The sequence below is a fragment of the Deinococcus sp. KSM4-11 genome (assembly GCF_004801415.1).
Taxonomy (GTDB): Bacteria; Deinococcota; Deinococci; order Deinococcales; family Deinococcaceae; genus Deinococcus.
Window position 1 is genome coordinate 95,021 of record NZ_SSNX01000003.1, and the last position, 24,206, is coordinate 119,226.

Genomic DNA, 24,206 nt, shown 5'->3' on the forward strand with positions numbered 1-24,206 from the left:
CCGCACGGCCACCGAGTAGCATGACCGGCTGGCCGCCCGTGGCCGCGCCCGGCCCACGCTCCACGTTCCCCCTTTAGGATGTGCCCTGTGACTGATTCCACCCCGTCCGCCCGCCCGCCGGGAGCCCTGACGCCCGCGGGCCTGCCGCGCGCCACCCGCCATCCCTGGACGTCCGCGCTGCTGATCGTGATCGCCCTGTCGCTGATCCCGGCGCTGATCCTGGCGGTTCAGCGCGTGGCGTACGAGCAGGCCCAGAAGACGACCGCGCTGGTCATGGACTACCCGGCGCTGGTCACGCAGGCCCGGCGCTTCGGGCTGGATCCGCAGGCGCTGCTGGACAAGTACCGGGCCCTCGGCGTGAATGGCGTGGCGCTGTACGAGGACACCATCGCCAGCCTGGAACAGCGCGGCGAGGTGTACCTGAAAAACGGTTCGGATCTGGCCGCCGACTTCCCGAACCAGGGCGTGAAGACCAACGCCGTGTACATGCGCGCCGCCACGCCCGCGATCGCCGAGGCGCTGCGCCAGCGCTACACCATTCCCACGCGGGACGTCACGGTGGACGGCAAGACCTGGGTGGAATGGCCCAGCGATCCGCGCTACCTGCCGGCCGGGCCGGACACGCAGAAGGTGAACGCCTTCAAGGCCCAGGGCCTGGTGCTGGTCTACCGCCCGTACCAGGACGAGGCGGTGCCCACGGCGAAGGTCGGCACGGACTGGCCGGACGTGCCGTTCATCGCGTTTACCGGCGACGAGGTGATCGGGGCGCGCACGCCGGAGCTGCTCGCGCAGGTCGACAAGGCGATCGGAACGCGCATGCCCGCCATCATCGAGGGCAACATCCAGAAGGGCCTGGAAGAGCTGGTCATCGATCACGGTGGAGCGCGGCTGTTCGCGCTCGCGCCCAGCTGGCAGAACCAGCTCGATCCGCTCGACGTGGCCAGCAAGTACAACCTGGCGGGCCGCGAGCGCGGCATGCGCCTGATGTACCTGCGGCCCTACCCGACCATCAACGAGACCGTGGACATGCTGACGCGCACCCAGAGCCTGCTGAAGAGCTCCGGCGTGAAGATCGGCACGCCCACGGTGCAGTTCTTCACGCCCAGCCCGGTCCTGAAGGCGCTGAGCATGATCGGGCCACTGGCGGCGCTGCTGCTGCTGGGCCTGAGCTTCCCGCTGGCCCGCCTGGGCATGATCGCGGCCGGCGTGACTGTGCTGATCGCCTTCGGCCTGAACACCCTGCACCCCTTCGAGAGCGCGGCGCTGGTCGCGGCCGTGACCTTCCCCGCGCTGGGCCTGATCCTGCGGCGCAGCAAGGTCACCGACTGGTTCCTCGCGACCGGCCTGAGCCTGGTGGGCGTGCTGTTCGTCTCGGCGCTGGGCGCGAGCCGCGAGAGCACGCTGGGCCTGGAACCCTTCCGGGGCGTGGGCCTGACGCTGCTGCTGCCGCTGACCCTGGTCGCACTGAGCTTCCTGCCCCGCCAGGACATCCGCAAGACGCTGGGCGACATCTACGCCGCGCCGATCCGCCTGGGCGACGTGGCCGTCATGGCATTGGGGCTGGCGCTGGTGGCACTGGTCTACGAGCGCCGGGGCAACGCCACCGGCGGCAGCGTGAGTGATTTCGAGTATTCCCTGCGCCGCGACGTGCAGGATTCGATCATCAGACCGCGCTTCAAGGAAGTATTCGCGCACCCGCTGGGCCTGCTGGGCCTGACCGGCACCCTGCCCGGCTACTTCAGCGGCCTGCTGATCCTGGCGGGGGTGGTCGGGCAGTCGAGCATCCTGAACACCTTCAGCCACTTCCACACGCCGTTCCTGATCAGCGCCGCGCGCGTCTTCATCGGCCTGGGCCTGGGCCTGGCACTCGGCGTGGCCATGACCGCCCTGCTGCGCTTCGTGCTGCGCGCCTGGGCGGCGCCCCGGCGGGACCTCGCCCGCGCATGAGGGTCGCCGTCAGCGGATATTACGGCTTTGGAAACACCGGCGACGAGGCGATCGCGCTGGCGATCACGCGGGAACTGAAGAAACTGGGGCACACGCCCTTGCTGCTATCGAACACGCCCGCCGAGAGCGCCGCACTGTACGGCTGCGAGAGCGCGGCGCGCATGAAACCGGGGGCGCTGCTGTGGGGGCTGCTGCGGTCGCGCGTGGTGCTGTCCGGCGGGGGTGGCCTGCTGCAGGACAAGACCAGCAGCCGCACCCTGGCGTACTACCTGGGCGTGATCCGCGCCGCGCGCACGATGGGCAAGCGCGTGGTGGTGTTCAACCAGAGCGTCGGGCCCCTCAGCGCTGCCGGCGGGCAGCAGGTGGCGGGCGCGCTGCGCGGCCTGCGGGTGATCGTGCGCGACCACGGCAGCCTGGACACCCTGAATGCCCTGAACGTCCGGGCCGAGATCGGCGGTGACCCGGCGCTGCTGCTGGAACCCACGCCCGGCCTCACGCAGGACGCGCACCGCGTGGTCATCGCTCCGCGCGGCGACGTGACCGACGCCACCGATCGCCTCCGGGACGTCACCCGCCGCCTCCAGGCCAGTGGGCGCAGGGTGACCGCCCTGAGCTTCATGCCGGATCACGACGACGTGGCCGCGCACGCCCTGAGGGCCGACGAGGTGATCAGCACCCGCGACCCCCAGCTTGCGCTGGACACCATCGCGCAGAGCGGGCACGTGATCGGCGTGCGGCTGCATGCCATCATCCTGGCCGCCGCCGCCGGCGTTTCCTTCAGCGCCGTGGCCTACGACCCTAAGGTGCAGGGCTTCGCGGACGATGCCGGCGCCCCCACACATTCCACCGAGCCCGACCCGGCGGCGCTTACAGAGGAAGCCCTGCGCCGCGCCGCGCCCGACTGGAGCGCCATCGAGGACATGAAACTCCGCGCCTCCGAAAGCTTTGCCCGCGCCCTACGCTGGTAGCTCCGGCCGTGTCAGCCCTGCCGGTGCGCGAGCGTGCGTCCCACGCCCAGGCCGTGCCGGTACACCAGCTCTCCACCCAGGAAGCCGCCCGCCACGGCGAGGCCCAGCGCCGCGCCCGACAGCGCCTTGCCCAACCCCCGCTGGCCCCGGCGGCGTGCCAGCAGGGAGCCGACATTCAGCAGGAAGGCCGTCTCGTTCAGCGCGCCGTGGATCAGGCCGCTGCGCCGGGCCTCGCCGCGCGTGTTGCTCCAGTCCAGCCACCCGGTGGCAATGGTGGGCACCGCGCCCAGCGTGCCCAGCGTCAGGGCGAGATCGGCGGCGTGGTCGTTGCCGCCCGGTGCCTTCGCAGGCAGGTGGTCGAGCGCCGCCGCGATCACCCAGCCGCCCAGTGGCACGTGCACCAGCAGCGGGTGGATCGGGTGGCCGACTGGCTCGCCGTGCAGCAGGTCGAGGACACCTGCCGGAATAATGGCCTCCGCGCCTTTCAGCAGCGTCTGGAGGGTGTCGGCCACGCTTTCGACCGTGTCGTGGTTGCTGACGGCGTCCTCGACGATGTGGGCCGGCGGTGGGCGGTGGAGCAGGCTGACCATGGCGAACCTCCTGTACTGGAGTCACCCTAGACGCCCCACCTCCGCCCGGCATGGGAAGGGGGTTGAGGCGCATTTAGACCCTCAGTCCGGGATGAGGTCGGCCGGATCGGGCACCACGCAGGCGTCCCAGCCCGCCTGGAACTCGGCCCGGTCAAGGCCGCGCCCGATCACCACGAGTTCCGAGCTGCCGTCGCCCGCGTCCCAGGCATCTGCCGTGAACAGGTCGCGTACCGCCTGGAACAGGATGCGCTGCGGGTAGCCGTGCAGGTCGAGGAAGCCCTTGGCCCGCAGCACCTCCGAAGGCCGCGACAGCAGGAAGCCGGTCATGAACCGCTGCCACAGGTAGGGGTCGAGCGGTCGCGCCGCCCGCAGCGTGAAGGACTTCAGGCCCGGCGTGTGCTGGGCGCGGTCGTCCACACCGTCCAGCACGCGGGGATCGAAGTCGTCACGGGCGAGCAGGGCGTCCGCATCGAGCTGCCCCCGTTCCACGCGCTTGATCTCGGCCAGAGGATTCACGCCACGCAGCACGTCTTCGGCATGGTCTAGCAGGATCGGGTCGGCCAGATCGGTCTTGTTCAAGACCACCACGTTCGCGTACGCGAGCTGCCGCGCCGCTTCCGGGTGTTCCCGCAGCGTCTGGAGGACGTGACGGGCATCGACCACGGCCACCAGGGTCGTCACGCGGAAGGCCGCGCGCACCGAGCGTTCCAGCAGGGTGGTGAGCACCGGGGTCGGGTCGGCCACGCCCGAGAGTTCCACCACCACCGCGTCCGGCTTCTGGTCGCGCATGGCAATCGTGACCAGCGCCCGCAGCAGGTCGTCCCGGCCCGTGCAGCACAGGCACCCGGCGGTCAGTTCCGTCACGTCGTCCTGAAGGCGCTCGATGAGGCTGCCGTCCACACCGGCTTGCCCGAACTCGTTCACGATGATTCCCAGCCGGTGTGGCAGCGAGCGGATCAGGTGGTTCACCAGCGTGGTCTTGCCCGCCCCCAGGAAGCCGCCCACGACGATGACGGGAACGCGGTCGTCGGGGCGGGACTCGGGCATGGTCATGAGGGAAGGATAGTGGGTGTTCCCCACGCTTCACCGTAAGGGACGCTCTACCCTCGGCAGCGTGACCGCTTCTTCGCCCACCGTGCTGCGCCGCCTGTACGGGCTGCTCACACCCTACCGGCGCACGGTGACGCTGGGGCTGGCGCTGCTGCTGGGCAGCGTGGTGGCCGAGCTGTACCCGCCGCTGGTGTGGATCAAGGTCGTGGATCACGGCATCGCGCACAAGGACTGGGCGTTCATCGGGTGGCAACTGGCGCTGCTGGTGGGCGTGTTCGCCGTGCAGCAACTCCTGTCGGCGTGGCGCGGAGTGCTGCTGGAGCGCGCGGGGCAGGCGTTCACGCTCGACATCCGGCTGGCGCTGTACCGCACGCTTCAGGGCCAGTCGGCAGCGTACTTCGAGTCGCAGCGCACGGGCGACCTGATCTCCCGCGTGACGGGGGACGTGGACGCGCTCCAGGACGTGCTGGTACGCGGCACGGACGCCGTGCTGGCGAACGCGCTGCGGCTGGTGGGCGTGGTGGGCATCTTCATCTGGCTGCAACCGCTGCTGGGTGTGCTGACCACCTTGCCGATGATCGCGGTGGGGCTCATGCTGCGCCGCTACGGGCGAACGGTGCAGCCCGCGTACCGCGCGGCCCGGAACCGCCTGGGTGACCTGAGCGCGCTGATCTCGGATCGCCTGAGCGGCATCCGGGTGGTGCAGGGGTTCGCGCGCGAGGCCGCCGAGACGGCGCGGATCGAGGCGCTGGGCCGGGCGCTGTACGACGTGGGCGTGGAGGCGGTCATGATCCGCAACCGGGCCTTTCCGCTGGCGCGCTTCGTGGGGAACTTCGGGAACGTGATCATGCTGGGCGGCGGCGCGTGGCTGATCCTGGCGGGGCAGTTCACGCTGGGCGGCCTGCTCGCGTACCGGGGATACGGGCGGTACTTCTACGGCCCCATCGACGACCTCGTGAACATCGGGGACCTGCTGCAACGCGCCGAGGCGAGCGGGCGGCGCGTGTTCGAGGTGCTGGACGCGCCCGTTGGCGTGCAGGAACGCCCCGCTGCCCACCCCCTGCCGCAGCCCGCGCGGGGCCAGATCGACTTCGACGGCGTCACCTTCGGCTACGACCCGGCGCGGCCCATCCTGCGCGGCGTCACGCTGCACATTCCCGCCGGGCAGCGTGTGGCCCTGCTGGGCGAGTCTGGCGCCGGCAAGAGCACCCTGCTGGGTCTCGTGACCCGCACCTTCGATCCGCAAGAGGGCACCGTACGGATCGACGGCATGGACGTGCGTGACCTGACTCTGCACAGCCTGCGCGCGAATGCCGTGAGCATGGCGCAGGACACCTTCCTGTTCCACGACACGGTGGGGGGCAACGTCCGCTACGCCCGCCCGGAGGCTGGCGACGACGAGGTGCGCGCCGCCCTGACCGCCGCCCACGCCCTGGCCTTCGTGGACGCCCTGCCGGAGGGCCTGGACACCGTGGTCGGGGAACGTGGCGTGAAACTCTCCGGCGGGCAACGCCAGCGGCTCTCGATTGCCCGCACGCTGCTCGCGCGGCCCACGGTGCTGCTGCTCGACGAGCCCACCAGCGCCGTCGACGCCGAGAGCGAGACCCAGGTGGTGGCCGCGCTGGGCGAACTCATGCGGGGCCGCACGGCATTGATCGTCACGCACCGCCTCAGCCTGGCCCGCACCGCCGACCGCGTAATCGTCCTGGCCGGTGGGCAGATCGTGGACGACGGGCCACCGGATCGCCTGCGGGCCGGGGATGGCGCGTACGCAGCGCTGGAACGCGCGGCAGCCGGGATCGAGGTCGGGGAAGCGGTGGACTGAGAAGAGCGGGAGTCTGCCGCTGTTTATTGATAACGGCATAAGTTCGTACAGCACTCAAAAACTGGGAGTCGCTCCTGGCCGGGTATCAGAGGTCATATGATCCGGAACACCGATACGGACTTTAGCCGCTATTAGTAGACTCCTGCGGCGCTCTGTGTCACCTCCCCTTGAACGTGAGGCAAGGCGATTCCCTGGCCCCTCGACCTCTCAATGGAAGCTGGCCGCGAAGCGCACGGAGGCGTGAACGCAGGGCTGTGCACCCTTCGGGAGGGTGTTCACAGCCCCCCCCGCGGGTTCACGTCCACCCGTACCCGCGCCTTCCACGTCCGGGTGTCCAGCACGCGGAGCAGTTCCCCCAGGCGGGCATCGTGGCGGGCCCGGAGGAACAGGTGGTAGGGGTACACGCCGCGCAGCCGGGCGACCGGGCTGGGGGCCGGGCCGAGGACTTCCTGGGCGGTGGCCCCGGCGCCGTGCAGGGCGTCGGCGAGTTCCTGCGCGGCCGCCTGGGCTTTGTTCGCCTCGCGGGCCGTGACCTCGATCTGCGCGAGGCGGGCATGCGGCGGGTACCCCAGGGCCTTGCGGGCGCGTTCCTCGGCGGCGGGGTAGGCCAGGGCGTCGCGGCCCTCGACCATGACCTTCAGGGCGGGATGGTCGGCCTGGAAGGTCTGCACGAGCAGCATGGGCGCGCGGGTGGGGTGCCACTCGGCCAGTTGCCGCAGCAGGCGGTGGTAGCGCTCGCTGGCGCGGAAGTCGGACACGTTCAGCCAGGTGTCGGCCAGGGTCACGCCGATCAGGGCGAGGTTCGGCGGAGGTTCCATCGAGAGTAGGAGCTGTGTGCCGACGACGATGCCCGGCTGACCGTCCATCAGGGCACTCAGGTCATCCTGACTGTCTTTGTCCAGCCGGAACACGGGAAAGCCGGGGAGCAGTTTCTGCACCTCCTGCGCGATCCATTCGGTGCCGGGGCCGCGCGCTTTCCACATGCGGTCGCCGCAGTTGTCGCAGCGGTCCGGGATGACCTCGTGGTAACCGCACTGGTGGCAGGTGAGCTGACGGGTTTCCTGGTGAAAACGCAGGGGCACGTCGCAGTTGCGGCAATGCGGGGTGTGCTCGCAGGTGGGGCAGCGCAGCAGGGCGCTGTACCCGCGCCTGGGCGCAAGCAGCACGGCCTGCCGCCCACGTTCCCGTACCTGCCGCAGCACGCGCGCGAGGTCGTGGCTGAGGGGATAGCCCAGGTCACCCTGCCGGTGCTGCACGCCGGACAGCGGCCCGAGTTCCGGTTGTTCGGGCGGGTTCGCGTAATCCACGACGTGAAGGCGCGTGCGCGGGGGCGGCAGCACCGCGCCGGGGTGCGGAACACTCTCGGCGGCCGGGGCCGCACCGACGTAGGCGAGGGACGCGTCATGGGCGGCGGCAATCCGGGCGGCCACGTCGGGCAGGAAGGCGCGGCTGCCCGAGAGGAGCTTGTGCGCGTCGCTGGCCTCCTCCAGCACGATCAGCAGGGCCGGGTCGGTCAGTGGGGCGGTCAGGGCGTGGCCGCTGCCGATCACGAGCCGGGCCTCGCCCTCCCGCAGCAGGCTCCAGGTGTGCTCGCGCTGCGCCTCGCCGAGCTGTCCGCTGACCTGCACGGCGCGCGTGCCGCAGGCGGCCGCGAGGCCCGACAGTCCTTCCCACGCGCGGCGCAGGGTGGCGGCGTCCGGGGCGAGCACCAGCACGCCGCACCCTCGCCGCAGCAGGCGGGCCACCCGCGGCGCGAGAATCCCGGCGCGCGTGGCGGCGCGGCCTCCATGCAGCCGCCACACGGGGCCTTCGGGCAGCCGGTCTGACAGCTCCGGATCGACGCTCAGCGCCTCCGCTTCGGGCAGGGCAGGGGGCGGCGCGGGCACGTCCACGGTGTCCGCCCAGCCGCGCAGCGCCAGCGTGCCCGCCTGCGTGGGCGAGAGGGGAATCCCCTCGGCGCTCGCCCCGTTCGCCCAGGCCGCGTAGGAGTCCAGCGGGCCGTTCTCGCGGAGCCACTCCCACGCGGTCGGCGACGGCGTCTCGATCCGGACGTACTCGGCCCCGCCGGCGTTGAGGGCCGCCGTGACCACCGCATTGCTCACCCCCGCCCCCTTCGCCCAGGCGCTGAGGGTCTCGGCGGGGCCGGACTCCGCGAGCCATGCCACGGCCTGCGTCTGCTTGGGCGTCAGGCGGGCGGTGGACTCGGGAACCGCCCGGATCACGGTGCCCAGGCGGGCGGCCGGGGGCACGTCCTCCAACGCCCTGGCCTCCACCACGGTCTTCAGGCGGGGCCGGGGCGTGAAGCGTTCCTCCAGCAGGCCCTGCGCGCGGATGGCGTCCAGCAGGGAGGGCGAGAAGGCTCCGGCGTCCGTCCAGCGTTCGGTGGGGGCCTTGCGGGAAAAGGCGCTCAGGTCGGCTCCCTCGACGGCACGGATCATGTGCGTGTACGCGGCGTCCCAGCCGGTGCCGAGCAGGTCACCCCAGATCAGTCCGGCGGGAATACGGGCATCGAACGCCCAGCCGGTGAGGCCCTGCACCGTGGCGGGCGGCACCCAGGGGCGGGCGGGGTCATCCAGGACGTGCACGGCTTCCCGCAGCCGGTGGCCTCCGCGCGGGTCTCCCTCGCCCACCACCAGGCCCACGGCCAGTTCACCGCGCCACGGCACCAGCACCCGGCAGCCCAGCGGCACCGGCCCCGTAAAGCCGTGAGGCACGCCGAAATCGTAGGCGGGCACGGGAAGGTTCACCACCACCTGCCACGGTCCGGGAAGTGGGGCGGCGGGCGGCGTCACAACCCGCAGGCTAGCGCGGCGGGCCCAATCCGCGATGTCCGGACGTCACGAACGGACGGGCGCGGCCCTCCCCTACACTGGCGCGCGTGACCTCACCTGCCATCCACCCGCCGATGTCCGACACGCGCAGCGGGGTGGGCCTGGGCGTGCTGGCGGCCCTGGCCTTCAGCACGCTGGGCATCTTCGGCAAGCTGGCGGCGGGGCTGGGCCTGGACAGCCACGCGGCCCTGGGGTGGCGCTTCGCCGTGGTGGCACTGATCCTGCTTCCCCTGTCCGGACGGCTCGGGTGGGCCGTGCGTGCCCGCCTGATCGGCGTGGGCGCGCTGTACACGGTGGCCACCCTCGCGTACTTCCTGGCGCTGGACCGCGTGACGGCCGGCACCACGAGCCTGCTGCTGTACTCGGCCCCCGCCTACGTGGTGCTGCTGGGCTGGCTGCAGGGACAGGCCCCCCGCCGGACGCAGCTGGGCGCGGTGGCGCTGGCCGGGCTGGGACTGGGGCTGGTCATCGGCCTGCCCGGGGGTGCCGACCGCGACGCGGTGGGCCTGCTGTGCGGCGCGGCGGCCGGAGTCCTGTACGCCCTGTATCTCAGCGCCTCGGAGCGCTTCCTGGGCGGCGTCACGCCGGTCGCGGCGACGGCGCACATGGCGCTCGTGGCCGGCGTGACCTTCGGCATCCTGGCAGGCGTGAGGGGCACGCTGCACGTTCCCCATGACCTTCCTTCCTGGGGCGTGATCCTGGGCATGGCCCTCATCCCGACCATCGTGGCGGTCCCCGCCCTGTACGGCGCCATCGCCCGCCTGGGGGCCACGCGCGCCAGTCTGCTGGGCACCCTGGAACCGCTGTTCACGGTGCTGCTGGCCACGCTGCTGCTGCGCGAGCACCTGGGCAGCGGCGCGCTGCTGGGCGGCGTGCTGATCCTCGCCGGGGCCGGACTGGCCCAGTGGCCCGCGCGGCGCGTACCCGCTGTCCCACACCCCTGAGCGTCCGGCACAGTAGCGGCGTCCGGACTGTCGAGTGTCCGGACGCCCTCCTGTACAGCCCTGTGCTCAGTACGCGACGTTGTACTGCACGGCGTCGCTCGTCCAGTCCTGCTGTGGCACGGGCTGGCTGACCGGATCGACCACGATGCTCAGCGCCTGCGCGAGCCGGCCTGGATCCTGGGGTTTCACGGTGGCGAAGGCCCCGCCGCCGCTGTAGGAGCTGAGTTCGCTGAGGTTCAGCTGGTGGCGGCTGGCGATGACCAGCACCTTGTTCAGGCCGTACGGCCCGGCAATGTTGAACTGGAAGTTGTCCCCGGCGCTGGGGAAGGTGCGGACCTGTCCGGCGCGCACGTAGTTGCCACCGCCCAGGCGGTTGGGCAGGATCTGATCGGTGGTGCCGTCGGGGTTGATGTTGAACAGGTACACGTAGGCGTCCTCGCTGACGCGGGCCGAGACGCTGATGTTCTCGCCGATGCGGTAGCTGGGCGTGCCGTTGCCGTACGGATCGCGGTTCACCCAGACCTGCACGCTCAGGCTGGTGGGCACCGGGTTCACGATGATGCTCTGCGCGCTGATCCTGGGCGCGGCGAGGGCGGGGGCCCCCAGGCCCAGCAGGGAGGCGGTCAGGGCGAGCAGGACGAAGGGCTTTTTCATACCTTTCACGGTAGTCCCCGCCACCTGACGCCCGGTGAATGGGAGCTGACGGAACGTGAGTCCGGCGACGTTTTCCCTCATGACTGCTTTCTGACGCGCCCACAGCAAAACGGCCCCCGTGAAGGAGGCCGCCACTGTGGCAGGGATACTAGGATTCGAACCTAGACAAACAGATCCAAAATCTGTTGTGCTGCCATTACACCATATCCCTGTGCTGCGCCCGCGTTCAGCGCATCGGGAGTATAGCCGTGCCCCGCGAGGAGGGTCAACTTGCTGATGGGTCACGCACCGGCTGGAGCGGGTGGCCCCTCGGTCACGCTGAGGCTGGCATGCACGAGCAGCAGCCGCTTCTGGCCCACGCCGGGAAAGTACACCAGCACCTCGCGCCGTTCGCCCTGGTGAAAGCCCGACAGGAACACGCCCTCGCCGAACTTCGGGTGCTTCAGACGCAGCGGGGTGGTGGTATCGACCATGCGCTGGATCTCGCGGCTGGGAATGCCCAGGCGGGCGCTGACTTCCGGCAGCGACAGGCCGTGCAGGTCGAGCAGTTCCCGCGCCTGGAGCGGCCACGAGGGCGGCAGGTCCGGCAGGGTGTCCGGAATGAGATCGGCTGAACTGCCCTCGTCTGGCACGGCGGTGACGCCCAGCACGGCCTCCAGGAACGCGCGGGTGGCGTGCTTGTCGGTGGGCCGACGCTCACCGCTGGGCAGAAACGGTGCGGAACAGCGGCTGACCGCAATGCACGCGTAACAGCCCTCCGGGGCCTTGCAGCAGGTCTTGGAGGTCAGGTGCAGGGCCCGGTGCAGCAGGTCGTCCAGGTGCTCGTACGCGCGCCGCGACACGCCCAGGCCGCCCAGCCAGTCGTCGTACACGTAGAAGTAGGTGTCGTGGCCGTCCCGGAACGCGCCCGCGAGATCGTTCTCGTCGCAGGCGACGCGTTCGGGCGTGACCTTCTGGAGCAGGTGCTTGAGGGTATGCGCCACCGCCGTGGGGCGCTCGGTGCTGCGCGCGTCGATGCCGATCTCCAGGGCACTGGTGCGGAAGGGCGGCAGCTCGATGGGGTCGTCGTACAGGTGCTCGGACAGCTTGTGATCCTGCATGCGGTCCTGGATGCGCCCGCCGCACTTCGCGCAGACGCGCTCGGTCTCGCCGGGCTCACGGTCGCAGCCCACGCACACGCGCTCGAACACCTGCCGCAGCATCTGGTACCCGGTGTACCGGCGGCGGATGACGACCTCGCCGTGCCGGAAGGCCAGCGGGCCGCGCCGCTGCCACTCGCCCATACCGCGCGGCGTGACTGTCGTGGCGTACAGCCCGCGCGTGAACAGGTTCGCGGCGTCGAAGCGCTCGACCAGGATCGCGGTGCCGTCGCGGTGCCGCTCCCAGCGGATCACCTTGTAGCCCTGCCCGTCCAGCGTGAAGACCGCGCCCTCGTGCTTCTCGGTGTACGCGTAGTGCTGGCTGGGCGATTCGAGCGGCAGTTCCAGCGCCTTCACACCGTGTTTCTCCCAGTCGGCGGCCTCGATCACCACGAACTTCTGGCTGCCCTCGCCGCGCAGGTTCCAGTACTTCTGGACGGTCACTTCCGGAAGGTGTGGCTCCGGCAGGCCCGCCGAGCGGAATTCCTCGTTTGCGCGGGCCTGGTGTTTGGGCGACAGGTACGGGTTCTGCGCCTCCACCACGGCCTTTTCGATGGGACCGGTGAGCAGGTCGAGGAAGTTTCCGGCGTTGCTGTAAAAGGCGTCGGCGGGCTGCGGCACGCCCTGCTCGTTCAGAGAGGGAAGGTACAGCACCAGTCCCGGCGCGACCCGCCCAGCGCGGCCCGCCATCTGCCGGAAGGCCATGCGCGAGCCCGGATACCCGTCGATGATCACGACCTCCAGGTCACCGATGTCCACGCCGGCCTCCAGGGCGTTCGTGGCAAACATCACCCCACTTTTCGCGCGGCGGAACTCGCTGAGACGGCCCTCGCGGTCGCTGGTGCCCGCCATGTACAGGTGCGCGCAGCCCGCGTACTGCGGCTGCGCCCGGTACGTGGAGTACAGCCGCGCCGCCCGCGAGCGCCCCCGGAAGAAGGCCAGCACCTTCAGGCCATGCCGGGCGCTGGCGTCCATGACGGCGTTCCAGAACCGCCGGGGCTGCCCTCGGTGATCCGCGAGGTAGTACAGCTTCCCCGGTTTCGCCGCACCGGACTCGCTGACCTCCACGGCGTCCACGCCGGCCAATTCCCGCGCGAACTCGGCCGGGTTGCCGATGGTCGCGGTGCTCAGCACCACCTGTGGGGTCGCGCCCAGTGCCCGCGCAAGCTCCAGCAGCCGCCGCAGCATCCCCGCGACCTCCGACCCGAACCCGCCCCGGTAGGTGTGCGCCTCGTCCAGCACGATGAACGCCAGCTTCGACAGGAACCCGCGCACGCGGGGCTGCGTCAGCGACCAGTGCAGCTTGTCGGGCGTGGCCGTGACCATCCGCACGCCATCGGCGAACACCTCCGGCACCTGCGCCGCCCCGTGGAACGTCCCGATCCCCCACGGAAAGCCGCCGCGCTCCCGGAAGGCCAGCAGCTTGTCCCGCTGATCCTGCCCGAGGGCCACCAGCGGGTACACGAACAGGGCCGTGGCATCCGGGTCGGTCTCCAGCCGCTCGAACACGCCGGGAAAGAACGCGCCGGTCTTGCCGCTCGCGGTCGGGGTGGTCACGATCACGTGCTGCCCGTCCCGCATCAGGCGGTACACCTCGGCCTGATGGGCGTACACCCGGTCGAAGCCGAAGCCGCGTGCCACCGCCGGCGACCAGCCCAGTTCTCCCACGCCCAGCGTCTGGGCCGGGGCCGCGTCCTCGACATGCAGCCGTGCCGCGCCGCCGCCCAGCGTGTCCCGCAGGAACCCCTCCAGATGGGCGGTGGGGGAGCGGGCCAGCAGCATGGGCTTCAGTGTAGGCGCGCAGGCACGGGAACGCGGGGAAGATGCGTCACGTTGAGGGAATCAGCGCACCTGTGCCATGTGCTTCTTGCCGCCGGCCTTGCGGACCAGTTTGCCCTCGCGCATCAGGAGCCCCAGCACGGAGTAGGACAGGTAATCCTTGGAGCCGCCCCCTTAGTCGCTGCGCAGCCCGAGCAGGCTGGCCGTCTCGGAGTTGGTGATGCCCGCCGGGTTCGCCTGCGCGAGCTCCAGCACAGCGTCTTTCACCAGACCCAGGCCAACCTGCGCTTTCTCCTTCACACCGGACGGTACGACCAGTTGCAGGCGGGCTTTAGCGCCCAGCCCAGCAGGCATGACCGTGTTCATGAGCAGGCCGCCACTCGCCACGGTGCCGAACGCGGCGATCAATTCCGCCTCGATCCGTAACGCCTGAGCCTCAGTGAGTCCCTCAACCAGCCGTGCGATCAAGACCTGATGACCAGCCTCCTGAATCTCCCGGATGCGCTGGCCCTTAAGCGTGCCGTCGGGTCGGGCATCGTGGTCATGCGAGCGGACACCCGTGCCCTTGCCAATATAAATGGGCACCGCAGGCGACGTGCGCGGATCCTTCAGGGCGTACACGTAGTACGAGGTGTCCTGAGTCATCGAATGACGACAGTGTGACGCACTGACACGCTCTGCACTGCCTCATCCCCGCATCAGGAAGTGTTCGATGATCGCGTGATGGTCCTCGAAGAACAGCTCAGGGCGTTCCATGGCGTCGCCCAGCGGCATCCACAGGGCGTGGGGTTCGCTGAGCACCGGGAGCTGCCCGATGCCGAGGTCGAAGTGGAAGGCGTGCGTGACGGTGCGGCCGCGCAGGCTGCGGTCCGGGTAGTCGAAGACCTTCTGGCTGCGCAGTTGGGTGTCCAGGGGAATGGCGGTGTTCAGGCCACTCTCGCCGCGCACCTTGCGCATGGCGCATTCCAGCAGCGTTTCCTGTTGACCGACGAAGCCGCCGGGCATGGCGAGGCGGTTGCGGCCGGGCAGGCCGTCGCGGCGGACCAGCAGGACGTGGCCGCTGCGCGTGACGACGCCGTCGGCGGTGAGAAACACCGGGGGGAAGGGCGCGTCCTTCCAGGACTCGCGGTACTCGCGCAGGTAGTCGTATTCGGCGCGCAGGTCGGCGTACTCGGCGGCGCGGTGAAAGGTGTTCAGGAAGGCGTTCACGGCGGGTGGAACCATGTCGGCGACGTCGCCCAGACGATCCTCGAAGTACGCCCGGCGGACGGTGGTGGCCGACAGGTCGCTGACGACGTGGGTGGGAATGAATTCCCAGGCGGGGAAGGAGCGCAGATAGTAGCTGCTCTCGTCCTTGATGTGGCCGATCAGGGCGACGTCGCTGCTGCCGCGCGTGTGGGCCTGCACGCCGCGCTGGACTTCGCTGAGCCACAGGGTCTCGTTGTAGAAGTAATCGCGTACGTGGACGAACAGGATGCGGGGGCGGGCAATTCCGGCTTCCTGGAGCATGGCGGCGATGATGTCCTGGCGTTCCTCGGCGGTGAACGGGTTCTTGGGGGTGCGGGCGGCGCGGGCCGAGCCGATCACGATGATGAGTTTCTGCACGCTTCTCAGCGCCTCGAGCATGACCTCCAGGTGGGCGGTGTGGGGCGGCTCGAAGCGGCCGATGTAAACGCCGAAGGTGCGGCGGCGGCGGGAGCCGGGGAGAGGGGCCGTCATGTCTCTCATTTTCTGGTGCCCGCAGCCTGAGTTACATGAGAATCGCTCTGGCGCGCAGATGCCTCACGCGGGTGCCCGGAAATGATTAAGGTGGTGACATGCGCCTGTCTGCCCTGTCGGCCCTCACCACCGCCCTGTTTCTCACTGGCGCCGCCCTGGCCGGTGGTGCGGGCGCGCCTGCGACCGGCAGTGGACAGGTACAGGCGGCGACCCCTGCCGCCGTGGCCGCCATCCTGCGCGCCGCCGGGTACACGGTCACCATGAACCCCGCCGATCCGGACAAGGATCCCAGCATGACCATCCGCCTGGGGGACGACCAGATGGACGTCTGGCTCAGCGGCTGCAAGGCCGGCACCTGCGCGCGCGTCACGGCCAGCAGCAGCTGGGACTACTCCGACCAGGGCGATCTGGATACGGGCGTCGTGAACGACTGGAACGCGAACTACTACACGCAGGCCTACACCTACGAGGGCGGCTACTACCTGGATTCCACCATGCCCCTGCGCGGCGGGTACACGGCCGCCGCCCTGAAGGCCTGGATGACCGATTACCTGAGTGACGTGCGCGACTACGGAGCGAAACTCCCCTGATCCTGGGGACGCCTCAAGAGACCGCAAAGGCGCCGTCATCTGGCGCGACTCCACGCGCCGCACACTGGGGCAAATGACCGATATCAAGCAGGTCGGGAAGCAGGTTCAGGGCCAGGTGCAGGAGGCCGCCCGCACCGCCACCCACCACGCCGCGCCGGGCCTGGAGGCGCTGGCGCGGTTCGGGTACGCCAGCAAGGGCGTGGTGTACGGCATGCTGGGGTTTCTGGCCCTGAGTGTGGCCCTCGGGCGGGGCGGCCAGACGACCGACACCAAGGGCAGCCTGCTGCGCCTGGAGGATCTGCCCGGCGGTCAGGTACTGATGTGGCTGCTGGTACTGGGCCTCATCGGGTACGCGCTGTGGCAGGTGCTGCGAGCGTTTCTTGACCCGGAGCACCAGGGCACGAAACCGGGCGCCATGGTCAAGCGCACCGGGTACCTGCTGAGCGGCGGCGCGAACATCGCGCTGGCCATCTTCGCCGCGCGGGTCGCCTCCCACGGCACAGCCAGCCACACGCAGAACGGCACGGCCAGCGCGGCGAATACCGTTCTGCACGTTCCGGGCGGGCAGGTTCTGCTGGGGCTGGGGGCAGTGGCACTGTTCGCCCTGGCGGGCAGTCAGCTGTACACGGCGTACGGCGCGAAGTTCATGAAGCGCATGGCCTTCCGGGACATCGGCGCGCGGTACCAGGGAACGCTGAAGCGCGTGGGGCAGCTGGGCATCGCGTCGCGTGGGGTGCTGAGCGCGATCATCGGCGGGTTCCTGCTGGTCGCCGCATGGCAGGATTCGGCCGGGCAGGTCGTGGGCGTGTCCGGCGCGCTGACGTGGCTCCACAGTCAGCCGCAGGGCAACGTCCTGCTGGCGGCCGTGGCGGTGGGCACGCTGTGCTACGGCGCGTGGTGCATCGTTCAGGCCGTGTACCGCCGCATCCGCGTGGAGGGCTGAACTCGACCCGCGTGGAACAATGCGGGCATGACGTCCGGGTCTGACAGCAAGCGGCAGGTGGCGCTGATCGCGCACGACAAGAAAAAACTGGAACTCGCCATGTTCGCCCTCGGGCACCGCGACGTGCTGCGGCAGTTCCATCTGGTCGCCACCGGCACCACCGGCGGCATTCTGGCCAAGCAGACCGGCCTGGAGGTCGAGCGGGTGCTGTCCGGCCCGATGGGCGGCGACCAGCAGATCGGCGCCCGGCTGGCCGAGGAGCGCGTGCTGGCCGTGTTCTTCTTCCGCGATCCGCTGACCGCGCAGCCGCACGAGCCCGACGTGAGCGCCCTGGTTCGGCTGTGCGACGTGCACGACATCCCCCTGGCGACCAATCCCGCGAGCGCCGAGGCGCTGATGTTGTGGCTACGCCAGCAGGGGGTGAACTGACCCCCGGTGGGGGTACACTTGGATCGAACCGTAGCAGGCCGTGGGAGGGATGCATGAGCAGACATTCGATGCCGAGGCCCATCTTCACCGGAGTGACCGAACGAACCCGGTTGCGGGGCTCCGCGCCGCGCATCTACGTGGGACAGTCCAGAGCGCCGGAGCGCTCCGGCTCACCGCTGGTGATGTGGGCGATCTTGGTGCTGGTCGCGCTGCTCATCCTCGTGCTGTTCAGGCTGTAAGTTGCGTCCTCAGCGGGCGATGACGGCCGCGTAGACGTCGAGGACGCCCGCGTCCTCAAGGGCCCGCTGACAGGCGACGAGCGTGGCGCCGGTGGTCAACACGTCATCGAGCAGCAGGACGGCTCCCGGTGGCAGCGCGCCGGGCCGGGCCTGGAAGGCACCGTGCATGTGATCGCGCTGCGCCGCGTGCTGTTTTGCCTGCTGTCCCGTCGCGCGCGTGCGGGTCAGGGCGTCCACGCAAGGCACGCCCAGATGGGCCGCGACCGCCTGTCCCAGCAGCGCGGCCTGGTTGAACCCCCGCTGGCGCTGCCGGGAGGGGTGCAGCGGCACCGGCACGACGGCCACCACGTTCCACGTTGTCGGAACGCCGGTCGCCAGTGCCCCGCCCAGTACCCCGGCGAGATCCCGCGCTCCGGCGAACTTCAGGGCACGCACCGCGCGGCGGCGCACTCCCCGGTACTCGCCCAGCGTGACCAGGTGCGGCTGCGGTCGGGCGCGCAGTGGACTGTGGCTGTCCACACGCGGGCGCAGGGTGGCGCGACATGCAGCGCACAGGCCGACCTCCTGGCCCAGCTGGACGCCGCAGCCGGGACAGGGTTGCGGCAGCAGGCGGCGCAACCAGCGGCCCAGGACACCGGGCGTCTCAGACATCCTGCTCCGGCAGGCCGTCCAGGAACAGGGGTGGGCGCGTCGCCTCGATCAGCTGGAAGGCGTCCGTCAGGCCGTCGGGGTCGAGCATCGGGGCGGCCAGCGTGAAGCAGGCCAGATGGTGCGCGCACACGCGCTGGAGGCCAGCTCGGCCCAGCCGGGCCCGTTCGGTCGGGGTCAGCAGGGCCGCGAATGCCGCCGGGTCACCCAGCGCGGGGTGGCTGCCCTCGCGGATCGCGGCGCGCAGAAAGGCGGCGACCTCCGAGGGGTTCAACCAGAAGCCGAACATCAGTTCGCCCGAGAGGTCGTCCAAGCGGCGCATCTGCCCGGCGTCCATGCCCTGCGTGACCAGGGATCGGGCCAGGCTCTGGCGTTCCAGGCGGCGCGCGGCATAGCCGTCCACGCTCAGCAGCGGACCGGGCGGCGCGACGCGACCCCCCACGGCCACGCGCAGGCGGTACGCGAGCACGTAGCCCTGGTACTCGCCGAGCAGGTCACGGACGCTGTCCATGCGGGCAGTCTACCGGGCGGCCACGGGGCATTCACGCCCAGTTCACCGGCCCGGCGCACGGTGGAGCACGCGGGACAATCCGGAGAGTGCCCGCCCGTACACTGGCCCCACACCACAGTGCCGGATCACAGGAGGCCCGCCGCATGAAGCCGCTCAGGCAAGCCCAGCAATTCGAGTACCGTTCCGCCGGCGGCATCGACCGCATGGGCGTACTGGAGCTGTGGCTGAACGACGGCGGAACGCGCGCGGTGCTGGTACTGCGGGATGTGCCGGTGCCCGACGCGACGCGCGCCCTGCGCATGCTGAACGAGCACTGGCTGCCTTACCTACTCCCGGCCGGGCTGGATGTGCTGGTGCTGGCCGTGCACCCGCAGGCCGAGGGCGAGAAGGCCCGCGCCCGCGTGCTGCCCCTGAGCGCCTGAGCGCCCCTGCCGGCGGATCATTCCAGGATGTATTTCACGCCCTGCTCGAAGGCCACGCGGGCCGTGTCCGTGCGGGGCAGCACCGTGTTGCGCCGCCACGGCACCCAGTCCGTGCGGCCGTCGGCGCCCCGCAGGAAACCGCGCACGCCGACCTCGACATACCGCGCTCGATCCTGCAGGAGCGCGGCCACGGCGGCCCGCACGGCCTCCGGGTCTCGCAGCGGCCCGGTCACGCGCGCTGACGGAACGGGCTCGCCGGTCACTCCGTCCTCGCCGTCCGGCAGCGCGCGGGTCGGTGAGGCGTGCGGACGGTACAGCTCCACGCGAAGGCCGTCCAGCACGCGCAGCGCCGCCCGTGCCTGCGCGTCCGGCAGGGGGTGCACGAAGGCGACGTGGATGTCCAGTTCAAACCCCCGGACGCCCTTCTCGGGCCGGGGAGGCAGGTCAGCGGTCATGGGCGCAGTCTAGAACCCGGTGCCTGCCCGTGGGCCGCTGGCGGGCGCGGACGTGACGGGTCTGTGGGTGGGCCAGGGGAAGTCGGCCCGCCTCAGACCACCTGTTCCGCGATTTAGGCAGAGCGCACGGGCGTACCGATCACGGCCTTGCCCCCCAGATAGGGCCGCAGCGCCTCAGGAATCCGGATGGTGCCATCGGCCTGCTGGTGGTTTTCGAGCAGGGGGACCAGGATGCGCGGCGTGGCGATCCCGGTGTTGTTCAGGGTATGCGCGTACACGAGCCGGCCGTCCTCGTCGCGGTAGCGCAGGCCGGTGCGGCGGGCCTGCCAGTCGCCCAGATACGAACAGGAATGCGTCTCCCTGTACACCTGTTCGCTCGGCACCCAGGTCTCGATGTCGTACATGAGCGCCTTGCCGGCGCCCATGTCGCCCGTGCAGTTCTGCACCACGCGGTACGGCAGCTCCAGTGCCTGCAGAATCACCTCGGCGTTCTCCAGCAGGGCCGCGAACCACTTCAGGCCCTCGGCCTCGTCGGCGCGGCAGATCACGTACTGCTCGACCTTGCGGAACTCGTGCACGCGGATCAGGCCCCGCACGTCGCGGCCCGCCGACCCGGCCTCGCGCCGGAACGCGCCGCTGATCGCCGCGAAGGTCATGGGAAGCTGCTCCAGCGTGAGCTGCTCGCCCGCGTACAGGCTGTTCACGGGCACCTCCGCCGTACCGGCCAGCATCAGCTCGTCGCCGTCGAGCTTGTACACGCTGTCCTCGTCGCCGGGGAAGTGCCCGGAGTGCACCAGCGTTTCGGGCCGCACCAGCGCGGTGGTGGACAGCGGCGTGAAGCCCCGCCCGGCCAGCGTGCTCATGGCGAACATCTGCACGGCCATCTCCAGCAGCGCGCCCTCGCCCTTGAGCAGATAGCTGCGGCTGCCGCTCACACGGGCCACGCGCTCGAAGTCGCTCCAGCCCTGCTTTTCCAGCAACTCCACCTGATCGAGCGGCGTGAAATCGAAGGTGGGCAGGGTTCCCTCGCGGCGCAGTTCCACGTTGTCGCTGTCGTCACGGCCCACCGGCACGCCGGGAAGAGGGATGTTCGGCACGCGCAGCAGCAGTTGCCGCAGCTGTTCCTCGTGGGCGCGCAGGGCGGGTTCCAGCCCCCTGAGCTCCTCGGCGAGGTCTTTGCCCTTCTGGATCAGCGCGGGCCGCTCGTCCGGCGTGACCTTTGGCACGAGTTTCGCGTTGGCGTTCCGTTCGGTCTGGAGGGCCTCCACGCGCTGTTTCACGCCCAGAAGTTCGCGGTCGAGGGCCAGCAGTTCGTCCAGATCCAGGGTCACGTACTTGACGCGGATGGCGTCCCGGACAGCGCCGGCGTTCTCGCGGATGAACTTCAGATCCAGCATCAGCCCTGCTCCACCGTGCGGGGCACGCGTACCTGACCGTCCTGCATCTCGGGGGCCAGGGCCTCCACCACCGAGCGCGGGAAGGCCTCGCCGGGCACGTCGTCGCGCAGCACGTTCACCAGGGAGACCGGGCGCTGCATCTCCTCCACGCCGTCCACATCAACCTCGTTCAGGAGTTCGAAGTACCCGAGGATGCGGCCCAGGTCGTCTTGCATGTCCACCCGCTCCTCAGGGGTCAGCTGCAGCCGGGCCAGGGCCGCGAGGTGGTCGATCTGCGCCGCGTCAATCATGACGGGAAGTATAGGGTCGTATCCGCGTGCATGAACACCAGTCCGCGAGGGGCCGCCGCCCGCCAGCGCGGCGCCGTACAGGGGGTGTCCGTCGCCCTCTCAAGCGCCTTCTTCCCGTTCTCGACCTAACCGCCTCTGCGGTTCCCCAGGGAACCACGTCAGGTGTCCTCACCCAGCGTCAGCTACTTCACGTCAGGGTAGGAGCATGAAGCGAGTCCTGCTGACCCTGTCCCTGCTGTCCCTCGGGGCCGCACCGCTCACCGCCGCAGTCGCCCAGACGACCACCATGAGCGCCTTCCCATCGGGCTACACGCGCGCCCAGCTGGACGCCGTGACGCCGCTGCTCGGTGACCTGAAGACCCTGCAATCCAGCCGCCTTGACCTCACGCAGGGCCGCGTGGTCGTGGTGGGCCTCTCGGCAGTAGATCGCCTGACGCTGCTGGTGCGCCTGCGGCAGGCGGGACTGCCGACCGGGATCGTGGACTACCAGGTGGGCGACAAGACGGGCGCGACCGGAAGTGGCCCGACCACCCCCGCGCCAGTGCCCGCCGGTAGCCTGCCGGACGCGACCACGCTGCCCATCAAGGGCTCCCCGCTGGCGCCCACGCTGCGCGCCGCACTGAGCGGGCCGGGCACGCTGCGCGCCGGCACCGCCACCACCTGGAGCTTCACCCTGTCGAACACCGGCACGGCGGCCGTGAACCTCGCCCACGGGGCCTGCGACGTGCGCTTCGAGGTGATCAGCGCGGCCGGCGAGATCGTGCGGCCGGATCCCAAGGACACGCTGTGCACCATGCAGATCGTGAACACCAGCGTGGGTGCGGGAGAGACGGCGGAAGTGCAGAAGATCCGCTGGGACGGGCGGGGCGCGTCCGGTCAGGCCCTCCCGGCCGGAACCTACACGCTGCGCGCGGTGTTCAACGGCGCCGGCATGCACAGTGAGTTCGCCACACTGACCGTGACGGTTCAGTAGCCCTCAGGACAGGGCCAGTTCGTCCGGCGTCGGGCGCTGGGGGTCGAAGATGTTCCAGTAGTCCTGGAGCTGGGCGCGCGTGATCGGCACTTCTCCCTGCCTGGGAGCCGAGTTCCTGGCCTCGATCCGTCGCCACAGCTCTTCAAATGGTGCTTCCAGGTAATGCATCTGCACCCGCGCGCCCAGGGCCGCCGCCCGTGCCCGGTAGTCGTCACGCTCGCTGCGACCCCACAGCCCGTAGTCCAGCACCACGTTCACGCCCAGGGTCAGGGTGCGGGCCGCGACGCCCCAGAGCAGCGCTTCGACCACCTCCCGCTTGTCACCGGACTGGCCCCAGCCGAACAGCGGCATCATCCAGTCGTCCGGGGTGAGGCGCAGAGCGGCGTGTTCAAGCTCCAGCTGCCTGGCAAGCGTGGTCTTTCCGGCGCCGGGCAGGCCGACCATCACGTAGAGGGTGGGCGGGGGCATCTCAGGCACCCGAGTGGTGAAGACGTCCGTTCCAGCGCGCCGCGTAATTCATGTCGGCATGGTACCCGTCTCTGAACCCGTCCGGCCGACGTGCGGGGCAGTCCCGCAGGCTCGCTCCTGATCCGCCTTTTGCCGGATGCAACCCTTCATGAACACGCGGCGTAATAGGAAGAATGAGTGACGGCAATCCCGGCCCGCTGACCCCACCCGATCAGGTCCTCAAGGCACCGGACGCCGTGCCGGGCGTGCAGCCGCAGCAGGCGCCGGAAATGGTTCCCCTCTCGGACGAGGATCGCGCGCGGCTGGACACCATGGCCCGCGCCTTTGCCGAGGACGTCCTGACGGCAGGCACCCACACCCCGGAGTTCAAGCGCAAGCTGGACGCCGTGCACGACCTGGGCCTGCCCGAGCAGCGCGCCGCCGCGCAGAGCTCCAACCGCATGCTCGACCGGCCGCTGCGCGCCACCCGCGTGGGCGTCCTGGCCGAGGGCAGCGACATTCTGAAGGGCCTCACGGAACTGCGCCGCACGGTGGAGGGCCTCGACCCCAGCCGCGCGCCCACGCCCCGGCGCTTTCTGGGCATGCTGCCCGGCGGCAAGAAAGTCCAGAACGCCATGGACAAGTACCAGAGCGCCCAGAGCCACCTGAACGGCATCCTGGAGGCGCTGTACCGCGGCCAGGATGAATTGCGGCGCGATAACGCCACTATCGAGACCGAGAAGGTGCACCTGTGGGAGACCATGCAGAAACTCCGGCAGTACGCGCACGTCGGCAAGGCGGTGGATGAGGCGCTGACCGGGCGCCTGGCAGTGCTCCAGCAGACCGATCCGGACAAGGCGCGCATGGTCAGCGAGGAACTGCTGTTCGCCGTGCGCCAGCGCGTGACCGATCTGCTGACCCAACTGGCCGTGAGCATTCAGGGGTACCTGGCGCTCGACCTGGTGCGGCGCAACAACCTGGAACTCATCAAGGGCGTGGATCGGGCCACGACCACCACGGTCAGCGCCCTGAAAACCGCGCTGATGGTCTCGCAGGCGCTGGGCACGCAGCAGGCCGTGCTGGGGCAGGTCACGGCGCTGAACGACACCACCGGCAAGATGATCGGCAGTACCGCCAAGCTCCTGCGCGAGCAGAGCACGGAAATCCAGCGGCAGGCGGGCAGCGCCACCGTCGATCCGCAGATCATCCAGAATGCCTTTCGCGAGGTCTACGGGGCCCTGGACGCCATCAGCTCGTACCGGCAGCAGGCGCTGGAGCGCTTCAAGGACACCATGCAGGTGCTCGACAAGGAAGTGGGACAGGCCCAGACGTACCTGGATCGCGAACGCCAGCAGGTCGCCCGGGAACTGACGCAGGATCTGAATGTCACGCCGCAGGGTGAACTGAAGCTCTGAG

Annotated in this window: 24 protein-coding genes and 1 tRNA gene; 11 read left to right on the plus strand and 14 right to left on the minus strand. The window is 70.2% G+C overall.

Annotation, left to right across the window (positions count from 1 at the left end):
* Window positions 1–78 precede the first annotated feature (78 nt).
* Entirely contained in the window at window positions 79–1,947 is a 1,869-nt protein-coding gene (locus E7T09_RS10325) for a DUF5693 family protein (protein WP_370293851.1), read from the plus strand.
* Entirely contained in the window at window positions 1,944–2,915 is a 972-nt protein-coding gene (gene csaB / locus E7T09_RS10330) for a polysaccharide pyruvyl transferase CsaB (RefSeq protein ID WP_136389109.1), read from the plus strand. Before E7T09_RS10325 ends, csaB begins: the two co-directional genes overlap by 4 nt.
* 11 nt (window positions 2,916–2,926) lie before the next feature.
* Here csaB and E7T09_RS10335 read toward each other — a convergent pair whose 3' ends face one another.
* Both E7T09_RS10335 and E7T09_RS10340 read right to left on the minus strand, forming a co-directional pair.
* Complete coding sequence (locus tag E7T09_RS10335; RefSeq protein WP_136389110.1) at window positions 2,927–3,505, minus strand: DUF2231 domain-containing protein; 579 nt, start codon at window positions 3,503–3,505, stop codon at window positions 2,927–2,929.
* 81 nt (window positions 3,506–3,586) lie between these two features.
* Window positions 3,587–4,558, minus strand: a complete 972-nt coding sequence (locus E7T09_RS10340; protein ID WP_136389111.1) for a GTP-binding protein — start codon at window positions 4,556–4,558, stop codon at window positions 3,587–3,589.
* A 61-nt stretch (window positions 4,559–4,619) separates the two neighbouring features.
* Between E7T09_RS10340 and E7T09_RS10345 the strand changes: the two genes are divergently transcribed.
* Window positions 4,620–6,380: an ABC transporter ATP-binding protein gene (locus tag E7T09_RS10345; protein ID WP_240741741.1), complete on the plus strand. Its 1,761-nt coding sequence runs from the start codon at window positions 4,620–4,622 to the stop codon at window positions 6,378–6,380.
* 275 nt (window positions 6,381–6,655) lie between these two features.
* Here the strand turns inward: E7T09_RS10345 and priA are convergent, their stop codons facing one another.
* Window positions 6,656–9,172: a primosomal protein N' gene (gene priA, locus E7T09_RS10350; RefSeq protein ID WP_240741742.1), complete on the minus strand. Its 2,517-nt coding sequence runs from the start codon at window positions 9,170–9,172 to the stop codon at window positions 6,656–6,658.
* A gap of 86 nt (window positions 9,173–9,258) precedes the next feature.
* On the opposite strand from priA, the gene E7T09_RS10355 reads away from it, so the two are divergent.
* On the plus strand, window positions 9,259–10,155 hold the full coding sequence (locus E7T09_RS10355; protein WP_240741743.1) for a DMT family transporter: 897 nt from the start codon (window positions 9,259–9,261) through the stop codon (window positions 10,153–10,155).
* Between the two features lie 66 nt (window positions 10,156–10,221).
* Here the strand turns inward: E7T09_RS10355 and E7T09_RS10360 are convergent, their stop codons facing one another.
* The 5 genes from E7T09_RS10360 to E7T09_RS10380 all read right to left on the minus strand — a co-directional run bounded on the left by E7T09_RS10360 (window position 10,222) and on the right by E7T09_RS10380 (window position 15,446).
* Complete coding sequence (locus E7T09_RS10360; RefSeq protein ID WP_136389112.1) at window positions 10,222–10,809, minus strand: DUF4384 domain-containing protein; 588 nt, start codon at window positions 10,807–10,809, stop codon at window positions 10,222–10,224.
* A 137-nt stretch (window positions 10,810–10,946) separates the two neighbouring features.
* Window positions 10,947–11,020, minus strand: a tRNA-Gln gene (locus E7T09_RS10365).
* A 70-nt stretch (window positions 11,021–11,090) separates the two neighbouring features.
* Complete coding sequence (locus tag E7T09_RS10370) at window positions 11,091–13,730, minus strand: DEAD/DEAH box helicase (RefSeq protein ID WP_136389113.1); 2,640 nt, start codon at window positions 13,728–13,730, stop codon at window positions 11,091–11,093.
* Window positions 13,731–13,901: 171 nt separating this feature from the next.
* Complete coding sequence (locus E7T09_RS10375; protein WP_205746990.1) at window positions 13,902–14,372, minus strand: GIY-YIG nuclease family protein; 471 nt, start codon at window positions 14,370–14,372, stop codon at window positions 13,902–13,904.
* A gap of 42 nt (window positions 14,373–14,414) precedes the next feature.
* A complete protein-coding gene (locus tag E7T09_RS10380) occupies window positions 14,415–15,446 on the minus strand; it encodes a bifunctional nicotinamide-nucleotide adenylyltransferase/Nudix hydroxylase (protein WP_136389114.1) in 1,032 nt (343 codons plus the stop codon).
* A gap of 98 nt (window positions 15,447–15,544) precedes the next feature.
* Here E7T09_RS10380 and E7T09_RS10385 point away from each other — a divergent pair, with 98 nt between their 5' ends.
* From E7T09_RS10385 to E7T09_RS10400, 4 genes are all read left to right on the plus strand, one after another.
* Window positions 15,545–16,036 (plus strand): YbjN domain-containing protein, encoded by a 492-nt coding sequence (locus tag E7T09_RS10385; RefSeq protein WP_136389115.1) that lies wholly within the window; start codon window positions 15,545–15,547, stop codon window positions 16,034–16,036.
* Between the two features lie 73 nt (window positions 16,037–16,109).
* Window positions 16,110–16,979, plus strand: a complete 870-nt coding sequence (locus tag E7T09_RS10390) for a DUF1206 domain-containing protein (protein WP_136389116.1) — start codon at window positions 16,110–16,112, stop codon at window positions 16,977–16,979.
* 27 nt (window positions 16,980–17,006) lie between these two features.
* On the plus strand, window positions 17,007–17,408 hold the full coding sequence (locus tag E7T09_RS10395; RefSeq protein WP_136389117.1) for a methylglyoxal synthase: 402 nt from the start codon (window positions 17,007–17,009) through the stop codon (window positions 17,406–17,408).
* Between the two features lie 53 nt (window positions 17,409–17,461).
* Window positions 17,462–17,647 carry a hypothetical protein gene (locus tag E7T09_RS10400; protein ID WP_136389118.1) on the plus strand — a complete coding sequence of 62 codons (186 nt, stop codon included), beginning with the start codon at window positions 17,462–17,464 and terminating at the stop codon, window positions 17,645–17,647.
* A gap of 9 nt (window positions 17,648–17,656) precedes the next feature.
* Here E7T09_RS10400 and E7T09_RS10405 read toward each other — a convergent pair whose 3' ends face one another.
* A complete protein-coding gene (locus tag E7T09_RS10405; protein WP_136389119.1) occupies window positions 17,657–18,298 on the minus strand; it encodes a ComF family protein in 642 nt (213 codons plus the stop codon).
* The gene (locus E7T09_RS10410) at window positions 18,291–18,806 is read right to left on the minus strand and encodes a hypothetical protein (protein ID WP_136389120.1); all 516 of its coding nucleotides are present in this window, start codon (window positions 18,804–18,806) and stop codon (window positions 18,291–18,293) included. The genes E7T09_RS10405 and E7T09_RS10410 overlap by 8 nt, the downstream gene beginning before the upstream one ends.
* A 143-nt stretch (window positions 18,807–18,949) precedes the next feature.
* Here E7T09_RS10410 and E7T09_RS10415 point away from each other — a divergent pair, with 143 nt between their 5' ends.
* Window positions 18,950–19,228, plus strand: coding sequence for a hypothetical protein (locus tag E7T09_RS10415; protein WP_136389121.1), 279 nt, complete (start codon window positions 18,950–18,952; stop codon window positions 19,226–19,228).
* Window positions 19,229–19,245: 17 nt separating this feature from the next.
* On the opposite strand, the gene E7T09_RS10420 is transcribed toward E7T09_RS10415, so the two are convergent.
* The 3 genes from E7T09_RS10420 to gatC all read right to left on the minus strand — a co-directional run bounded on the left by E7T09_RS10420 (window position 19,246) and on the right by gatC (window position 21,370).
* Window positions 19,246–19,683 carry a hypothetical protein gene (locus E7T09_RS10420; RefSeq protein WP_136389122.1) on the minus strand — a complete coding sequence of 146 codons (438 nt, stop codon included), beginning with the start codon at window positions 19,681–19,683 and terminating at the stop codon, window positions 19,246–19,248.
* Between the two features lie 113 nt (window positions 19,684–19,796).
* Window positions 19,797–21,080: a serine--tRNA ligase gene (gene serS, locus E7T09_RS10425; protein WP_136389123.1), complete on the minus strand. Its 1,284-nt coding sequence runs from the start codon at window positions 21,078–21,080 to the stop codon at window positions 19,797–19,799.
* Window positions 21,080–21,370 (minus strand): Asp-tRNA(Asn)/Glu-tRNA(Gln) amidotransferase subunit GatC, encoded by a 291-nt coding sequence (gene gatC, locus E7T09_RS10430; RefSeq protein WP_136389124.1) that lies wholly within the window; start codon window positions 21,368–21,370, stop codon window positions 21,080–21,082. The genes serS and gatC overlap by 1 nt, the downstream gene beginning before the upstream one ends.
* A gap of 205 nt (window positions 21,371–21,575) precedes the next feature.
* Here gatC and E7T09_RS10435 point away from each other — a divergent pair, with 205 nt between their 5' ends.
* Window positions 21,576–22,343 carry a hypothetical protein gene (locus E7T09_RS10435; protein WP_136389125.1) on the plus strand — a complete coding sequence of 256 codons (768 nt, stop codon included), beginning with the start codon at window positions 21,576–21,578 and terminating at the stop codon, window positions 22,341–22,343.
* 3 nt (window positions 22,344–22,346) lie between these two features.
* Here E7T09_RS10435 and E7T09_RS10440 read toward each other — a convergent pair whose 3' ends face one another.
* Window positions 22,347–22,811: an AAA family ATPase gene (locus E7T09_RS10440; protein WP_136389126.1), complete on the minus strand. Its 465-nt coding sequence runs from the start codon at window positions 22,809–22,811 to the stop codon at window positions 22,347–22,349.
* Window positions 22,812–22,984: 173 nt separating this feature from the next.
* On the opposite strand from E7T09_RS10440, the gene E7T09_RS10445 reads away from it, so the two are divergent.
* Window positions 22,985–24,205, plus strand: a complete 1,221-nt coding sequence (locus E7T09_RS10445; protein WP_136389127.1) for a toxic anion resistance protein — start codon at window positions 22,985–22,987, stop codon at window positions 24,203–24,205.
* Window position 24,206: the final 1 nt, after the last annotated feature.

What these genes read in the sequence shown, in the direction of transcription:
- E7T09_RS10340 (WP_136389111.1), bottom strand. Translation starts at nt 4,558, where the DNA reads ATGACCATGCCCGAGTCCCGCCCCGACGACCGCGTTCCCGTCATCGTC.
- serS (WP_136389123.1), bottom strand. Translation starts at nt 21,080, where the DNA reads ATGCTGGATCTGAAGTTCATCCGCGAGAACGCCGGCGCTGTCCGGGAC.
- gatC (WP_136389124.1), bottom strand. Translation starts at nt 21,370, where the DNA reads ATGATTGACGCGGCGCAGATCGACCACCTCGCGGCCCTGGCCCGGCTG.
- E7T09_RS10390 (WP_136389116.1), top strand. Translation starts at nt 16,110, where the DNA reads ATGACCGATATCAAGCAGGTCGGGAAGCAGGTTCAGGGCCAGGTGCAG.
- E7T09_RS10360 (WP_136389112.1), bottom strand. Translation starts at nt 10,809, where the DNA reads ATGAAAAAGCCCTTCGTCCTGCTCGCCCTGACCGCCTCCCTGCTGGGC.
- E7T09_RS10440 (WP_136389126.1), bottom strand. Translation starts at nt 22,811, where the DNA reads ATGCCCCCGCCCACCCTCTACGTGATGGTCGGCCTGCCCGGCGCCGGA.
- csaB (WP_136389109.1), top strand. Translation starts at nt 1,944, where the DNA reads ATGAGGGTCGCCGTCAGCGGATATTACGGCTTTGGAAACACCGGCGAC.
- E7T09_RS10410 (WP_136389120.1), bottom strand. Translation starts at nt 18,806, where the DNA reads ATGGACAGCGTCCGTGACCTGCTCGGCGAGTACCAGGGCTACGTGCTC.
- E7T09_RS10380 (WP_136389114.1), bottom strand. Translation starts at nt 15,446, where the DNA reads ATGACGGCCCCTCTCCCCGGCTCCCGCCGCCGCCGCACCTTCGGCGTT.
- E7T09_RS10405 (WP_136389119.1), bottom strand. Translation starts at nt 18,298, where the DNA reads ATGTCTGAGACGCCCGGTGTCCTGGGCCGCTGGTTGCGCCGCCTGCTG.
- E7T09_RS10415 (WP_136389121.1), top strand. Translation starts at nt 18,950, where the DNA reads ATGAAGCCGCTCAGGCAAGCCCAGCAATTCGAGTACCGTTCCGCCGGC.
- E7T09_RS10435 (WP_136389125.1), top strand. Translation starts at nt 21,576, where the DNA reads ATGAAGCGAGTCCTGCTGACCCTGTCCCTGCTGTCCCTCGGGGCCGCA.
- E7T09_RS10385 (WP_136389115.1), top strand. Translation starts at nt 15,545, where the DNA reads ATGCGCCTGTCTGCCCTGTCGGCCCTCACCACCGCCCTGTTTCTCACT.
- E7T09_RS10325 (WP_370293851.1), top strand. Translation starts at nt 79, where the DNA reads ATGTGCCCTGTGACTGATTCCACCCCGTCCGCCCGCCCGCCGGGAGCC.
- E7T09_RS10370 (WP_136389113.1), bottom strand. Translation starts at nt 13,730, where the DNA reads ATGCTGCTGGCCCGCTCCCCCACCGCCCATCTGGAGGGGTTCCTGCGG.
- E7T09_RS10395 (WP_136389117.1), top strand. Translation starts at nt 17,007, where the DNA reads ATGACGTCCGGGTCTGACAGCAAGCGGCAGGTGGCGCTGATCGCGCAC.
- E7T09_RS10400 (WP_136389118.1), top strand. Translation starts at nt 17,462, where the DNA reads ATGAGCAGACATTCGATGCCGAGGCCCATCTTCACCGGAGTGACCGAA.
- E7T09_RS10445 (WP_136389127.1), top strand. Translation starts at nt 22,985, where the DNA reads ATGAGTGACGGCAATCCCGGCCCGCTGACCCCACCCGATCAGGTCCTC.
- E7T09_RS10375 (WP_205746990.1), bottom strand. Translation starts at nt 14,372, where the DNA reads ATGACTCAGGACACCTCGTACTACGTGTACGCCCTGAAGGATCCGCGC.
- E7T09_RS10420 (WP_136389122.1), bottom strand. Translation starts at nt 19,683, where the DNA reads ATGACCGCTGACCTGCCTCCCCGGCCCGAGAAGGGCGTCCGGGGGTTT.
- E7T09_RS10335 (WP_136389110.1), bottom strand. Translation starts at nt 3,505, where the DNA reads ATGGTCAGCCTGCTCCACCGCCCACCGCCGGCCCACATCGTCGAGGAC.